1 protein-coding gene is annotated in these 233 nt (G+C 70.4%); it reads right to left on the reverse strand.

Annotated elements, in window-relative coordinates; genetic code table 11:
- A partial coding sequence (locus tag IE312_RS13400) for a tetratricopeptide repeat protein (RefSeq protein ID WP_189981432.1) occupies positions 1-233 on the reverse strand: 233 nt, incomplete at both ends.

The following is a 233-nucleotide window of genomic DNA, read 5'->3' on the forward strand; positions in this document are numbered from 1 at the left end:
TGGAGGCGATGCCGGAGCGGTCGCCGAGCTCCTCCTTGATGGTGAGGGAGGCGCGGTAGCGTTCCTCGGCCTGCTGGTAGTCCCCCCGCAGCTGCGCGAGGACGCCGAGCTGGTGGTAGCTGGAGGCGATGCCGGAGCGGTCGCCCAGCTCCTCCTTGATGGTGAGGGAGGCGCGGTAGCGTTCCTCGGCCTGCTGGTAGTCCCCCCGCAGCTCCGCGATCATGCCGAGCTGG

Origin of the sequence: Streptomyces capoamus, assembly GCF_014654935.1 — a bacterium.
GTDB lineage: Bacteria > Actinomycetota > Actinomycetes > Streptomycetales > Streptomycetaceae > Streptomyces > Streptomyces capoamus.